Annotated in this window: 12 protein-coding genes; 3 read left to right on the forward strand and 9 right to left on the reverse strand. The window is 65.6% G+C overall.

Going from position 1 to position 13164, the window contains the following annotated elements; translation table 11 throughout:
* On the reverse strand, nt 1–256 hold a 256-nt coding region (locus tag E2651_RS18170; RefSeq protein ID WP_167828821.1), incomplete at its 3' end, for a transposase.
* Nucleotides 257–638: 382 nt separating this feature from the next.
* Between E2651_RS18170 and E2651_RS18175 the strand changes: the two genes are divergently transcribed.
* Nucleotides 639–1034, forward strand: coding sequence for a hypothetical protein (locus E2651_RS18175; protein ID WP_135332212.1), 396 nt, complete (start codon nt 639–641; stop codon nt 1032–1034).
* 76 nt (nt 1035–1110) lie between these two features.
* Here E2651_RS18175 and E2651_RS18180 read toward each other — a convergent pair whose 3' ends face one another.
* Entirely contained in the window at nt 1111–2115 is a 1005-nt protein-coding gene (locus tag E2651_RS18180; protein ID WP_135332213.1) for an alpha/beta fold hydrolase, read from the reverse strand.
* Nucleotides 2116–2156: 41 nt separating this feature from the next.
* Entirely contained in the window at nt 2157–3101 is a 945-nt protein-coding gene (locus E2651_RS18185; RefSeq protein WP_245238958.1) for a beta-ketoacyl synthase N-terminal-like domain-containing protein, read from the reverse strand.
* Between the two features lie 158 nt (nt 3102–3259).
* Between E2651_RS18185 and E2651_RS18190 the strand changes: the two genes are divergently transcribed.
* Nucleotides 3260–4447: an RNA-guided endonuclease TnpB family protein gene (locus E2651_RS18190; RefSeq protein ID WP_135332215.1), complete on the forward strand. Its 1188-nt coding sequence runs from the start codon at nt 3260–3262 to the stop codon at nt 4445–4447.
* 35 nt (nt 4448–4482) lie between these two features.
* Here the strand turns inward: E2651_RS18190 and E2651_RS18195 are convergent, their stop codons facing one another.
* From E2651_RS18195 to E2651_RS18220, 6 genes are all read right to left on the reverse strand, one after another.
* The gene (locus tag E2651_RS18195; RefSeq protein WP_135332216.1) at nt 4483–5619 is read right to left on the reverse strand and encodes a beta-ketoacyl synthase N-terminal-like domain-containing protein; all 1137 of its coding nucleotides are present in this window, start codon (nt 5617–5619) and stop codon (nt 4483–4485) included.
* Nucleotides 5616–7403 carry an AMP-binding protein gene (locus E2651_RS18200; protein WP_245238959.1) on the reverse strand — a complete coding sequence of 596 codons (1788 nt, stop codon included), beginning with the start codon at nt 7401–7403 and terminating at the stop codon, nt 5616–5618. Before E2651_RS18200 ends, E2651_RS18195 begins: the two co-directional genes overlap by 4 nt.
* Nucleotides 7404–7483: 80 nt before the next feature.
* Nucleotides 7484–8263, reverse strand: a complete 780-nt coding sequence (locus tag E2651_RS18205; protein ID WP_135332217.1) for a hypothetical protein — start codon at nt 8261–8263, stop codon at nt 7484–7486.
* A 141-nt stretch (nt 8264–8404) separates the two neighbouring features.
* Entirely contained in the window at nt 8405–9130 is a 726-nt protein-coding gene (locus tag E2651_RS18210) for a uracil-DNA glycosylase family protein (RefSeq protein WP_135332218.1), read from the reverse strand.
* A gap of 88 nt (nt 9131–9218) precedes the next feature.
* Nucleotides 9219–10442 carry a class I SAM-dependent methyltransferase gene (locus E2651_RS18215; protein ID WP_167828822.1) on the reverse strand — a complete coding sequence of 408 codons (1224 nt, stop codon included), beginning with the start codon at nt 10440–10442 and terminating at the stop codon, nt 9219–9221.
* A gap of 119 nt (nt 10443–10561) precedes the next feature.
* Nucleotides 10562–11659: an aldo/keto reductase gene (locus E2651_RS18220; RefSeq protein ID WP_280922799.1), complete on the reverse strand. Its 1098-nt coding sequence runs from the start codon at nt 11657–11659 to the stop codon at nt 10562–10564.
* A 462-nt stretch (nt 11660–12121) separates the two neighbouring features.
* On the opposite strand from E2651_RS18220, the gene E2651_RS18225 reads away from it, so the two are divergent.
* The gene (locus E2651_RS18225) at nt 12122–13114 is read left to right on the forward strand and encodes a DUF6302 family protein (protein WP_135332221.1); all 993 of its coding nucleotides are present in this window, start codon (nt 12122–12124) and stop codon (nt 13112–13114) included.
* The last annotated feature ends 50 nt before the right edge of the window (nt 13115–13164 follow it).

Consider the following 13164-nt stretch of genomic DNA (forward strand, 5'->3'; position numbering starts at 1 on the left):
GGTAGGCGACCTTGCAGCCGGCGTCCCGGGCGACGGTCAGGGGCAGGGCGCCGATGGAGGCGGGCTGGTCCACGATCACCAGGACGCTGTCGAACTTGGCGGTCAGCTTGTCGAAGACGGCCCGCAGTTTCGGCTCGCTGTTGGGCAGTTGCTTGTCGAAGACCTTCTTCCCGGCCGGGGTGAGTCCGTGCCCGTGATGGGCGCTCTTGCCGACGTCCAGACCGAGGAAGACGCCCACGTCATCGATGTCGTCCAACCCATCCTCCTTAACGAGGTTCGTGCGGTGCTGGCCAGGGCGTTGGCACCGTATGCGCGCATCCACGTTATGCAGACCTGCCGCCCGCGAACGGCCGGGCATTGCGCTCGGCCAGGCGGTAGTCGGACCTCTCATCAGCGTCTCCAACGGCGCCTCTCGGGCCCGGTGACACCACCCCCCAGGTCATCGGTTCGACAGGGGGCAACAGTCATGCCGGGCCCGGAGGCCAGCGGTCCCATTGCGGAACCGCGAAGAAGATAACGGGGCTCGTCGCATAGAGTGCCGGCGCGAGGGTGTCCACGTCGTTCGCCGCGACGGTCCTGGACTCCTTCGTTGTTGTCTCCGCAGGCACCCCTCGGACCCGCACCGCCAGGAGGAACCAGTGTCGTCCCCGCAGTTGATCACCCCCGAGGAGCAACTCGCTGCCGCGAAGAAGCAGCTGAGTTTCCCTCGTATCGTCGTGATCTGCGGCTCCACCCGTTTCATGGCCGAGATGGCCGAGGCCGAGCTGCGGGAGACCATCGCTCGGCCCGGGAAGATTGTCGTCAAGCCGGGTTGCGACATGAAGTCGTCGCACGCACTTTGGTCCGATCCCGTCGAGGCTGAGGCGCTGAAGGTTCGACTCGACGAATTGCACCGGGCGAAGATCTTGCTGGCTGATGAGGTGCTCGTCGTCGGCGACTACATCGGAGACAGCACCCGGGCCGAAATCGCCTACGCCCGGTCGCTGGGCAAGCCTGTGCGGTTCACGCACCCCGAAGTCGACCCCGGCGCCTGAGGGCTCACCCCCACACCCTCCGCAGGCACCCCTTGGAGTTGATCATCTAGCGGGTGGCGGGGTGGTGAATGCGCGCTCAAGCAGCGGCGGAACGCATCGCGGCCGTGATGGCAACAGCGAGAGGTTGCCGGTGGTCCATCAAGTAGAAGTGGCCGCCCTCGTACCTCTCAAGTCCGCGGAAATGCGTCGTGAACGCCTCCCAGGAGAGCAGACGGTCCTCGCCGGTCAGCTTGTCGCGGCGGCCCCCGAATGCCGAGAGTGGAACGGGCAGCGGCTCGGGGTTGCGGGGAGGAGCCCAGGTGTCCAGGAGTTTGAAGTCGCTGCGGAACACCGGGGCGAACGTGCGCCAGACTGCGTCGTCGTCGAGGAGCTGCCGTGGGCTGCCGCCCACGGTCCGCAGCCAGCCGCGCAGTTCATCGTCCGACATCAGGGGAGGACGGCCGTCGGCACCAGCCTCACCTCGCGGGGCGCCGTAGGCCGACACACCCAGCCAGTTCGGGAGCGGGGTCCCCTCGCCAAGAAGAAGTCGGCGAGTGAGCTGGTAGGCGATGAGTGCGCCCATGCTGTGACCGAAGAACCCGAAGGGCCGGTCAAGCAACGGAGCGATGGCGGCGTGGAAGTAGTCGACCAGCTGATCGCAGTCGTCGATCAGCGGCAGTGTCTGTAGCTGGCCTCGGCCGGGGGCCTCCAGGAGGCAGAGTTCCCAGTCCCCCGGGAAGTGCTCCGCCCAGCCCCGGTAGAGCAGGTGTGAGCCGCCGGCGTGGTGGAACATGAACAGGCGCGCCGCTGGGTCGCTCTGCGGCCTCGGGCGGATGACCGGGCAAGCCGACGTCTCGCCGACGAGCTTCGAGATGACGAAGGCGTGCAGCTCAGCGAGGGTGGTGGCACCACTGATGACCACGGTGTTCTCCGGGACGCCGTACGCATTCTCCACGCGGGTTGAGAGCTCGAGCATCAGCAGCGAATCGATGTCGAGCTCGTCGGTGAAGTGCGCCTCGTCGGTGACCTCCTCCGGATCGATCTCCAATACGCCGGCTATCAGGGCGCGGAGACCCTCAATGTTCGCGGATGCAGTGGTCATGGGTGTTTACCTCGCTCCGGCGTGGATGGACGAATGGTCGGTCAAGGGGACAGCAGCAGAGCGGCTGCCGCGTCGTGGCGAGGGCCTCCAGCCGTGGCGAGCACGTTCCCGGTGGCGTCGCTCTCCAGATGGGCGGCCGCGGCTGCGCACTGTAGGACGCCCAGTGCCCCGGACAGCGGGCCCAGCTGGGCCTCCAGATCGACCCGGCGAGTGGCTGCGAGCAGCTGGCCCGGCCCGGCATCCGCCTCGTCCACGAGCCACAGTCCGACGGTCTTCTCCTGCGTCACACCAGCGAAGGTCAACGCATCGGCGAGTCGCCGGGTCCGTGCGTATCCGGCGATCGTGGCGCGCGGCCGTGTGCCACGGGAAACGGCTGCGTTCACTGGTTCCAGCACGATCGCGACCGCCGCGTCGGTGGACTGCTCGCCGAGCAGCTTCGTCACCACGTCGTTGGCTGGTTCGACGCCGACGACAACGGCTGCCTCGGCGCGCCCGGCCACGATGAGGTTCCGGGCCCAGGACACGGCATCCAGGCCGCTCGTGACGCCGTTGCAGACGGTGAGGTTGGGACCGCGCAGCCCGTAGCGGATGGCCACCCAGCCAGCGATGACATTGCTTGATGTCTGAGGCAAGCCCAACGGGCTGAGGCCCCGCACTCCTTCTCTGGCGATGGTGTCGGTGGCGTAGCAGACGCTGTCCACGTTGCCCAGGTTGGTGCTGACCACGACGGCGGTCGAATCAGCCGCACCCGTGAACGTCGCGTTGGCATCGGTCAGACCCGCGTCGTGGAAGGCGAACTCGGCAGCCCGCAGGGCAAGCCGGGACGCACGGTCCTTATGGCGCAGCTCGCGCCCGCTGAGTTCGGTTGACGGGTCGAAGCCGCCCTCACCCGGCAGCGGTCCCAGGAGGTCGCCGTACGTCGCGACACCAGAGAACGCCAGTCCGATGCCTGTGACGACAATCTCCCGGGCGCCCAAGTTCCCCATACGTGCGCTACTCGTCGCACTCATAGGGCTTCTTCCGTGGATACCCCCGCGTTCAGGCGGGGAAGGAAACGAAGCTCCCGCGTGAGCGGGGCAGGGGTAATCCGGTTCGCCCTCTGGGTAGATCCCGGCGTGTCAGTGGCGGACAGTAGGTTGGCGGCATGTCCCGTTACCGGCTGCGCCCCACCCCTGACCAGGCTCGACGCCTGTCGGAACACTGCGCGGACGCCCGGTACGTGTGGAACCTCGCGGTCGAGCAGCATGCCTGGTGGACACCCCGCCGGGGCCCTGCCCCGAACTACGTGGCCCAGGCTCGTCAGCTGACGGAGGCGCGGCGGGAGTTCGGGTGGCTGCGGGCCGGGTCGCAGATGGTGCAGCAGCAGGCCTTGCGGGACTTCGGCCAGGCCGTGAGCAATTTCTTCGCCGGTACGCACCGGCGTCCCACGTGGCGCAAGGCCGGTCGCCATGAGGGTTTCCGGATCGTCGCCGTGCGGTCGGAGCACATCGAGCGCCTGTCGCGCAATGCGGCCAGGGTGTGGGTGCCGAAGGCCGGTTGGGTGCGGTTTAGGCTGTCGCGGCCGCTGCCCGACGGGGTGAAGTCGTACCGCATCACCCGGGATTCGGCGGGGCGTTGGCATATTGCGTTCGCCGTCGTACCCGCCCCGGTCCCTGCGCCGGGTAACGGTCAGGTTGTGGGTGTGGATCGTGGGGTGACGGTGTCGGCAGCGCTGTCCACGGGTGAGCTGCTGCACGCACCCGACCTCGCAGCCTCGGAGCGGCGGCGTTTGGTACGGCTTCAGCGGAAGCTGTCGCGTGCCCAGCGCGGATCCAGTCGGCGTTCCCGGGTCAAGGCCCAGATTGCCGTACTCAAAGCGCGTGAGACGGACCGGCGTAAAGACTGGATCGAGAAGACCAGCACCAGCCTCGCGCGGTGCTTCGATGTGATCGGCGTCGAGGATCTGAACATCCGGGGCATGACGCGTTCGGCTAAGGGCACCGTGGAGGAGCCGGGCCGGAACGTGGCCGCGAAGGCGGGCCTGAACCGGGGCATCCTCGCCTCCGGGTGGGGTCTGCTCGTGACGCGGCTGGAGCACAAAGCGCCCGGCCGCGTCGTGAGGATCGATCCGGCGTACTCGTCCCATACGTGTTCCGCCTGCGGGATCACCGACCGGGAGGCGCGTGAGAGTCAAGCGCGCATCTCGTGCCGGTCTTGCGGGCACACGGGCAATGCGGACGTGAACGCCGCCATCAACATCAAGACGGCCGCCGGGCGGGCGGTTGCTGCACGGGAAGAGCCTGCGGCTACGCGGCTGACACACCGTGAACCTCAACTCCTTCTCTCAGCGTAGGGGTTGGAATCCCCCTCTTCAGGAGGGGGAGGACGTCAACGGGCTGCCTCCACGATCGCGACGGCGTTGATCCCTCCGAAGCCGAATGCGTTGATCTGGGCGATGTTCACGTCGGCGGCTGCGGGGGAGCCCTGCACCAGGTCCAGTCCTGCGGCCTCGGGGATCGGGTCGGTGAGTCCCAGGACCGGGGGTACGGTTCCTTCCTTCACGGCGAGCACCGCCATGACGAGGCTGAGGAGTCCTGAGCCGCCCAGGGTGTGGCCGGTCATCGCCTTGATGGCGGTCATCCGTGGACCGGTTTTGACGCTGTGGAAGATGTGGCGCAGGACGCTCGCCTCCGTCAGGTCGTTGCGGGGGGTTCCGCTGCCGTGCAGCATCACCAAGTCGATGTCCTGCGCCCGTACCCCTGCTCTGCTGTAGGCGTCCTTGACCGCGCGGGTGATGCCGTCGGGATCGGGAGCGGTGGCGTGGTGCGCGTCGCAGTTCATGGACACACCGCGCACCCTGGCGTGCACGGGCCCGTTCCCAGTGCCGTCCCGCTGGACGACGACGGCGGCCGCGCCCTCCCCCATCAGCATGCCCTTGTGCGTGGCGTCGAAGGGGCGCAGCGCGTCGGGGATGTCGGTCTGCACTCGGTCGAGCGTGCCGAAGCCGCTCTCGGTGGCGGCGTCGGTGCCCGCGACGACGACCGTGTCGGCCATGCCGAGCTCGATCATGTCGGTGGCCATGGCGAGCGCGTACAGCGTGGCGGAGCAGGCGTTGGCGAAGGTGTACGTGGTGGACGCGCCGAAGGTCTCCTTCAGTGCGGTGCCGAAGTGGAGGTCTTCGAGGGCGACTTGCGCGTGGTCGCGCCACCACAGTTCGAGGCTGCGCTGCTCGCGCATGGTGGTCCCGACCAGGACGGGTATCTGCGACAGGTCTTCGTCCAGGCCCGCGTCGGCGACTGCCTGGCGCACGACGGTGGTGAGCCAGCGGGTGGCGCGCCGCGGGGTGTCGCCGCCGCCCTCGGGCCGGTCGTCGATTTCGTAGGCGTAGGCCGCCCTGTACTTGTCCGGGTCGAACGCCTTCAGGGGCGTGCGGCTCTCCTGGCCCGCGCACAACGCGGCGAAGATCTCCCGGGGGCTGACACCGATGTTGGCGACGGCGGCCATGCCCGTAATATCCCAGGTCACGGTTGTATCGCCGCCTTCCTCAGCTTGAAGGCGGCCAGCTTGCCGGTCGACGTGGTCGGGAGCTCGTCGAGGAACTCCAGTCGGGCGGGCCGCTTGTAGGCGGCAAGACCGCCGCGGATCGCGGCGATCACCGCGCGCCGCACCACGGCCGTGTCGGATCCCCGCCGGGCCACCAGATACGCCACGGCCTGCTCCAGGCCATCGGCATCGCGGCCGCCGACCACCACGCAGTCCTGGACCTCTTCCACGCCGCGGATGACGCTCTCGATCTCACTCGGCACGACCTTGTAGCCGCCCAGGTTGAGCAGGTCGTCGGCGCGGCAGAGATGGGTGTACGTGCCGTCCGGCGCACGGCGCACCACGTCGCCGGTGTAGGCACCGCCGTCGGCGAAGGTGGTCGCTGCTGCCTCTGGGCGGCCGATGTAGCCGAGGGCGACGGTTGGGCCCGCGATGTGCAGCCGGCCCTTCTCCCCGTCGGCGATGGGTGTGCCGTCCGCGGCGCGGACGGTCGCGGTGATCCCGGGCACTGGGACCCCGAAGGTGCCTGGGAGCGCATGCCCCGGCGGCGTGCCAACGACGGTGTAGAGGACCTCGGTAGCGCCGAGACCGTTGAGCAGCTCGGCCTGGAAGGCGGTGCGGATCCGCTCGCTGAGCGGACCCGGCAGATTCTCGCCCGCCGCCACGCACAGCCGCACGGAGTCGGAGGCGAGCGCCGTCGTCTCGGAGGCTTTCAGCAGCGCCGCGTACAGCCGGGGGACGGAGAACAGCACGGTGGGTTGATGGCGCCGCATCGCGGCGCTGAGTGAGTGAACGTCGACCGTGCCGTGGATGAGTGCAACGCGGGAGCCGGCCGCCAGAGGGCACAGGACGGAGTTGCCGAAGCCGTAGCCGAACGGCATCCGGGCGCTGGACAGCACGGTGTCCTCGGGCGTCAGCGCCAGGACCGTGCCGATGCCGTCGGTCAGCGCCGCGATCGCGCCCGCGGAGTGCCGGACTCCCTTGGGCATGCCGGTACTTCCGGAGGTGTACTGCACGAGCGCCTCACGCCCCGCGCTCCACACGGCCGGGGGCCCGGCCCCCTGCGGGCGGCGTGCGGGACCGGGCTCGGCCGTCGCCAGAGCAGCGCGGACATCAGCGCCGGCGAACTGGGTTGTCGTTGCGAACAGTTCCTCCAGCGCGCGTTGCCGCCTGGGAGCTGCGTCGAGGTGCACCATCGCGGCGGCGCAGTCCTCGGCGATGTAGCGGACGTCGTCGTCCATGAGCCCCGGACTGATCACGACGGGGACACCACCGTGCCACCACAGGCCGAGGACGGCGACCACGGTCGCCACGGAGTCGTCGGCGATCAGAAGGCCGCGGGCTCCCTCAGGCACACCTGCTGCCCTGAGGGCGCCCGCGTATCCGCGTGCTGCCTCCAGGAGGCCCGCGTAGGTGATCTCCCCCGCTTGGGGGTCGAGGTAGCTAACCCTTGCGCCTTGTCCGGCGGAGACATGACCCGCCACCAAGCAGTCGATCAGGTCGACACCACGGAGTCTGGCCGCCCGCTCCCCGACCACGGACACCGCGGCGTCCAGGCTGGTGAGAGCTGCCGCTTCCTCAGGAGACAGGGCTCCGAACTCGCGCTCGATCGCGGCCGCGATCGCAACCTTTTCCAGCGAGTCGATGCCGAGATCCTCGTAGAACAGGGCATCAGGCTCGATGTCTGCCTTGTCTATTTCGAGGACAGCCGCCACGATCTCTCGCAACCTATCGCGCACTATGTCGATGAGCTCTGCATCGCGCACCAGCGTGGATCCTTTCCGTATCGTCGTGGCCGAGAAGTCACTTCTGACAGAGGCAGTGCGCTCGGCAGGAGGCGTAGCGCTCAGACTTCCAGACCGATCTCGCAGGGAAACAGGACTGACACGCCCACGGGCTCCTCCGTGAAGATCACCCTCTGGGAAATCGCAGACATGAAGCCGAGCTCGAAGACCGTGCCTTTTCCGACAATGCCTCCGGGATTGCACACGACAACAGCGTCGGACTGTCTGAACTTGTCCATGTGCACATACTTGTGCCGCCACGTGTCGCGTTCGTTCTTGAGAAAATCCTGGTAATCGAAGAGAACGAAGTCGCCGCCCACGGTCTCCGGCTTGACCTTTGTACTCCCAGGGCTCAGCACGACAGCACCGCTCTCGCGCAGACGGGCAATGGTGGCCTCGATGTACCCCAGAGATTGCTGGAAGCTGCCGCAGACGACGACATTACGGAATTCCTGCCGGATCACGCCTTCCATCATGGCGTTCGATCCACTGGCGGACGTGGCCGATTTCAAGTAGAACCGCTCCAGCTCAGGTCCCACAATGTTGAAATATAGACCGGTGTCGACATAGACACTGTTGACCAGACTGACCGCGTCCGGCTGCGAGAGCTGCTGGAATACCCCCGTGGCGTACATTCGCGTCCGTTTCCTGTCGAGATTCTCGGCGAATCCCTTTAGCCCGTCGCAGAACTCGCCGATCTTGTCGGCCAGCATCCCGGGAGCGAGATGCTTCGCGAACGCGGAGCGCTCCCTTTTGAGCAAAGTCAACACTCCGCCCCGTGCGCGGTAAACGCTGACACATTCCGAGTCGAAGTGGACCAGGGCCCTGTCTTCTGTAGCCACTGTACCGTTCTCCTTCTGTCGATTGTGCCGGGAACGGAGCCTGCGACCGGTATAGAACCAGCTGGAGGTCGCCGATTGCCCAGAATGCGCGAAACCGAAAATAGCAACGACACCGCCGAACGAGCCGATGCCTGGGGGTCGTTACAGCTGATCGGCAGCTCGCTCGCGCAGGGCTCCAATGTATTTGTCGACGAAGTCGCCCTTTCTTTCCGGATTGTATTGAGTAATGAAACGCGGGTGCTCCAAGGGCACGATCTTCCGGAAGAACCGTTGGTCCCCGTTCACCTTCGAGAGGAACTTGAAATTCTCACCACTGCCAATGCAGTAGCACACCGAGGTGTCAATTCCAAACGCTAGCTGACGTTTCATGGCATCCACGATGAAAGGGTGCAGATTTTCGCGCAACGCCTTGGTTTCGTAATAGTTGCAGTTGACCTCCTTCCCTTTGGCGTTCGCCCTCACCAGACCAAGGGGACACACAAAACTCATGACGAAGTCGGCGTAAAACTCTTGGCGACCCCCGTAACGCCTAATGACATCGTGCAAAAACCCAGAGGAGGATCGGCTTACTGCGTAGCCGTCGATACCGATTCCCGTTTCGCTTTCGAGGAGATCGGCATCTTCAAAAGGCACCCCGGTCACGGCCGTGCCGCGTCGGGCGGGCGAGCTCCCCAGTACGAGACGGCGCAGCTTTTGGTCGTCGTAGTATTTTTGATAGAAGGCGGTTGAAACTTCGCGGACACGTTCTTTCTGGGGTCCGCTGAACGGATTGATGACCGCGAATCCTGGGGGTAGTTCAAGCACTGTGCCCGCAAGTTCCTCGTTGAACTGCAGAACTCGTTGGGCAACAGTCATTCGCCCGTTCATTGCATGAGTCCTTCCTTGATCCTGGTTGCGCTCGGCACTCTGTCCAGAATCGTCGTGCACGTGTTCGCTTGGAGGGGTGGTGAAGTCACTAGGCGGCTACGGCGGACAGGTAGATCTCGGTATCTGTCGGGATCATTCGGATGTCTTTGAATCCAGCACGGTCCAGTTCCGCGCACATCAGCTTAGCGGTGTCCATTCCCCGGTAGAGGTCGACGAAGTCAGTGCCCGGGACTATCAGGCCTGGCACGACGCAGCCCCGTTGTGCATAGAGAAAGCCGTTGGCTACGGAGACGATAATCACTGCGCCGGGTTTCAGTACTCTGTGTGCCTCTGAGACTGCTTTGGACGTATCGAAGAACGACGAGTTGTACGTCCTCAAGGAGACATACAAATCATAGCCGTTTTCCGGTAGGGCGGACAGTTCTTCAGCGCTGGAGACGACAGTCCTCGATGAGATAATGCGCCTGCCGATATTCCTGAGACCGCGTTCCGCGATGTCAACAAAGGTGATCTGCGGGCAATCTGAGAACAAGGCTTCTGCTTCGTACCCTGTTCCGACGCCGACGTTGAGGATGCTCACGGTAGACAGAGGCCTTGTTGACGCACTGCTGTAAACCGATATGAAGTCATCGACCCACTTCACATTGGCGGAGCGAGCGTCGTATGCGTAGTCATACGTGCCGTACTTCGTGTCGAATGCTTCAGATAGCGCGTCGTGTACGGCGCGATCAGCCTCCTTGTACTCGACTCCGTACCTCTCGCAGATCAGAGAGGCGAGCGCAAACTTCCTCCTGTTCGCATTGATTTCGCCCCTGGAAAGAGCGAACCCTTTCGACTTCAGCCTGGTGGAGACTGCTTCACTAATGCGATGCTCGGAGTAGTGTGGATTGCACTCGATATTTTGCTCGCTCGCTGCGTATAAGCGTCGGTTCTGATCGAGAATTTCGCGCTGCAAGTCGTCGGGGAATCGGTATACATGACGTCGCACAGAGACGGGATCGTCATCGAGGTAGCTCGTCAGCGCGGGATCTGGCAGACCGATGTATATCTTGTCGGTGCGCACTTTTTTGAGCAGCTCGGCGAGGTCAAACGACCAGGTCGCCGATAGGGTGTTGATCGTTAGATAGACGCTGTGTGCGCTGGATATTCTGAATTCTTGTATCTTGTGCCGCAGAATTCGTAACCAGGATGCGCCGCGTACTTCGCCCTCGAAGGCGGAGCAAATCAGCTCGTTGTGTTCAGACACGAGCGCAACGCCGACTCGCCGACCTGATTGTGGCGCCCTTTGTGCGACGCTGATGGCGTGGTTCATCCAAAAGGTACTGGTAGGGCTCATTTGGGCCTCGCCCTCTTCACCTTGCGCGGCACGGGGGTTGTTATGCGGTCGCCTCTCGTGGGCGTGGGCAGGCCGGCTCGGCTCGGTCCGGGGATTCATGGCACGGACGCCGCGTCCCTTGAGCGGACCTGGCCGAGCTCTACCAGATCGGCTCGCAGGGCCGCGTACGCGGCGTCGATGAATTCGCAGTCCGGTGCGTTCAGTTCAGTCTTCAAGCCCTGGTAGTTCCCGGCCACCTGCTGTGAACTGGTGAATCCGGTCAGAACGATCGAGTCCGGGCAGCGCTTGAGGCAGTAGTGGAGGGCGACCCGGGCGAGGTCTGGCGGGGTGGGTCCGAACCTGTCTCGCAGGGGCTGCAGGCCTCGCTGGACGGCGTCCAGGACCGGCGCGGCGATGCGGGAGCGGACGTCTCCAGAGCCGAAGGCCGTGTCCGGAAGATATTTGCCGGTGAGCAGTCCCTGGCCCAGAGGCTCGTAGATCATGGTGGCGACGCCGTGGCGACGGGCGAAGCTGAAGATGTCCTCGTCCTCTTCGCTGTCGGCGGCCTCGGATTCGGGTGGCTGGATGAGGGGGTTGAAGGGGGTGGTGATGACCTTGGGACCGAACTGTGCGACGAGGAAGGCGAATCGAGCCGCGCTCACCTGGTTGTGGTCGCCCGAGGCTGCGGTGCTTGCCGCCAGCCGGGTGGGCGCCCGCATTCCGAGCGCCTTGACTCTGCCGAGGTCGCGCAGGGCCTCCAGCGTCTCCCGTGCCTCTTCGAGGTACTGGTCGCGAGGACCGAAGTCGGTGTGGTGCAGTGTCAGGACATCCAGCGATTCCACGCCGAGGTTCTCAAGGCTCTGCTCCACTTGCGCGTGCAGGTGGAGGGAGCTGTAGGCATTGACGCTGGTGCCCCTGAAGGCCCCGACCGTGCTGGTGATGCTGATGCTCTTGCGGGGTACCTGGGCAAGCATGCGACCCAGCAGCCTCTGGGAGTGCCCGAGGCCGTAGACGTCCGAGGTGTCGAAGACAGTTGCTCCCTCTTCGCGGGCGCGCAGGAGGGCGTCAACCGCGCAGTCGTCGTTCACTGGGGCCCATCCTGTGGCGTGGCCAAGGTTGGTTGCCGGTCCCCCGATGGGCCGGCAACCGACGCCAAGAGGGTGCTCGTCCCATTCGGCGACCAGGCGTCGCTGGGGCAAGTGTGAATCGGTCACGACGGTGGGCTCGCTCTCATCGCGAAGGACAGGGCGCCGGGCTCGGCTCGCCGCGGAGCAGCACAGCGACGAGGCAGTGGTCCCGGGGAGTTTGGAGAGAAGTGGGGCGGAGCGCGGCTCTCGTCAGCCCCGCTCTCACCGTCGCCCATGTCCGAACGGGAAGTCCACCTGCCCACCGGCTCATATCGGGGGTCATTCCCGCAAAGAGACGGCCCGCCTGCCAGCAATTGGCATGGAAATACACAGGTTTGAGGCTGCTCGCCGCGTGGTGGAAGGCGGAATTGAATGACCCTCGGTATGAGCCCCCGTACACCTGGCCCGGCAGATGGCGGCAGGGCAGGCTGGTGATCGGCTCCCGAGTGGTCAAGACATGCCAGCAGTACGAGCTCGAGCTGCCGGGGCGTCTCCCCTGTCCCCCATTCGCCCCTAGCCCCCGGGGCTTCGAAGACCAGGAACCCCGTGGTGACCCTGGTCTTCGAAGTTCTGGTTTCACGCCCTGAGGAACCTTTGCCTGTGACTGCGATCGTCGAGGGTGCTGTCCCTTGTCGTGGCACGCACCGCGGTGCCGGTTGTCGCATGGCGGTGTTCCGTACGACCGCCGATGAGGTGGACCGGCACCGCGTAGTCGACGTTGAGGCGGCACAACCAGATGGAGGGCTTCCGGTCTTCTCTCACGTTCCGCTCATCGACACGTCCATCGCCCTGGTGTGCCCCGCGGCTGCCGCATCCCCGCGCGCCGACGGCGCACGCGCTGAACCCCGCTGGGAGGAACCAGTGACCGTCCACCGCGACCTATCGCTGCGCATATTGGTTGCGGTGGCGGAGCTCCTTCGCGCCGTCCGAGATCCTCTGCCGGGATTCACTGCGGCCGGACCGTACGCCCTCTTCCATGACGGCCGCGTGCGGTCCCGCTTGGTGGGCCGGTGGGGCAGGCTGGCGTCCGGGTCTTGCGCCCCTGCGCGCGGCAAGCGTCGTTTCTTACTGGCGCGCATCGCCGCGCCGCTCGTCTGTCCCACAGTTCAGGAGTGTGCCGAGGAGATCGAATGGCTCGGGCAGCGCCTTGCTGATCCGGGCCTCCTCGACAGGGCCCTCGGCGTGCAGGTGGACGGCGCCGTACTGCTCGCGGTGCCCACCGGCAGCACCCGCAGCGGTGGCTACCTGTCGGTGAGCAGCGTCGCATCCGCCGTGCGGGCATGGGCTGCCCTGCGCGGCAAGCCCGGCTACCCACGTGCCCGGCTCATCCTCTCGAGGTACCGGGACACCTGCCACAACGTCGCGTGGGGCCCCCGCCAGCCCCACGACGATGTGGAGCGGGGCAGGTATTTCGGGTACTCACCGCTCGCCATCGCGACGTTCCTGAACCGCGACCGCGCGCCGTTGTGCAGCCCGCCTCCCCGACCGGCTGAGTGGGACGGCAGTTCACCGAGCCTTGCTGATGGAGAGCTCCCGCCGTGAACCTCATACGTCACATGCGTATCAGCTGCGGCGTTTCGGCCAATGCCTGT

It is taken from the genome of Streptomyces sp. MZ04, from assembly GCF_004684775.1.
In the GTDB taxonomy this organism is placed as follows: domain Bacteria; phylum Actinomycetota; class Actinomycetes; order Streptomycetales; family Streptomycetaceae; genus Streptomyces.